Origin of the sequence: Novosphingobium profundi, from assembly GCF_018491765.1 — a bacterium.
Lineage (GTDB): Bacteria > Pseudomonadota > Alphaproteobacteria > Sphingomonadales > Sphingomonadaceae > Novosphingobium > Novosphingobium profundi.
In genome coordinates this window covers 1-1,360 of record NZ_JABWCU010000065.1, presented here as the reverse complement: position 1 = coordinate 1,360, position 1,360 = coordinate 1, and the positions used below count along the sequence as shown (strand labels likewise).

Sequence of the window (1,360 nt, the reverse complement as noted above, 5' to 3'; positions counted from 1 at the left end):
AGGTCGTGTCCCACGGGGTGGTGTAGGAACCGTCGATCTACGGCAGGATCGGGTTCAGGTCAGGCGGCCAGTGCTGGCAAGCTGACAATGGGGTTATGGCTCACCGAGCCGAGAGTTTCCAGCGTCATGTAACGGCGCGATACGGCCCACTCATCGTTTTGCTCCAGCATGAGCGCTCCGACGAGACGAACGACGGCAGCGTCATTCGGGAATATGCCGATCACGTCGGCCCTCCGCTTGATTTCTTTGTTGACCCTTTCCAGCGGGTTGGTGGACGAGATCTGCGCCCAATGATCCTTGGGGAAGGCCATGTAGGCGAGCACGTCCTCGCGTGATGCCTCCATCATGTCGGCCAGCTTTGGGAACTTCTCGCGCAGGGCATCTGCAACCTGGTCCCACTGCTGGTGCGCTGCCTCAGCCGTTTCCTGCGCGAAGATGGTCTTGATCATGGCAATGACAGCGGGTCGTTGTTTCGGCGCGGCATGGGCGAACGCATTGCGCATCCAGTGCACTCGGCAGCGCTGCTGGCTCGCGGAAAATACCTTGCTGGCGGCGGCGCGCAGCCCTTTGTGATCGTCGGCGATGACCAGCTTCACACCGCGCAAGCCTCGGTCGGCCAGAGAACGCAGGAAGGCTTTCCAGAAAGGTTCGGCTTCCGATGGGCCGGTGGCCACGCCCAGCACCTCCCGTCGGCCATCGGTGTTGACGCCCACCGCGATTATCGCCGCCGTCGAGACAATCCGTCCGCCCTCGCGCACTTTGAGGTAGGTGGCGTCGATCCATAGATAGGGCCACTCGCCTTCAATCGGTCGCGTGAGGAAGGCATTCACCCGCTCGTCGATCTCGGCAACCAAACGGCTGACCTGACTCTTCGAAACACCGCTGGCGCCCATCGCCTTGACCAGATCGTCGACCGAACGCGTCGAGACGCCGTGGACATAGGCTTCCTGGATCACTGCCGCCAAAGCCTTCTCGGCGGTGCGGCGCGGCTCCAGGAAGCTCGGGAAGTAGCTGCCCTTGCGCAGCTTCGGGATTGCTAGTTCGATGCGCCCGGCGCGCGTATCCCAACTGCGCTCGCGGTAGCCGTTGCGGTGGTTAAGCCGCTCCGGGCTGCGTGATCCGCAAGGCACGCCCGTCTTCGCCTCGATCTCCAGATCCATCATGCGCTCTGCGGCGAAAGCCAGCATCTCACGCACCAAATCACTATCAGCCCCTTGCTCAATCAGCTCAACAAGGGCCATTCTGTCGTCGGTCATCGTCTTCTTCTCCAGGTTCGAGTTCGCATCCGAACCCTACCAGAAGATCGACGGTGGCCACCCTCTCAGGGAAACCTTCCTACACCACCCCGTGGGACACGACC

Annotated in this window: 1 protein-coding gene; it reads right to left on the bottom strand. The window is 62.0% G+C overall.

The genetic code is table 11. From position 1 onward, the window contains the following. Positions 1-59: 59 nt before the first annotated feature. A complete protein-coding gene (locus tag HT136_RS26005) occupies positions 60-1,256 on the bottom strand; it encodes an IS256 family transposase (protein ID WP_004211645.1) in 1,197 nt (398 codons plus the stop codon). Positions 1,257-1,360: the final 104 nt, after the last annotated feature.

Excerpts from the sequence above, each read along its gene's own strand:
- HT136_RS26005 (WP_004211645.1), bottom strand. The coding sequence starts at position 1,256 with ATGACCGACGACAGAATGGCCCTTGTTGAGCTGATTGAGCAAGGGGCT.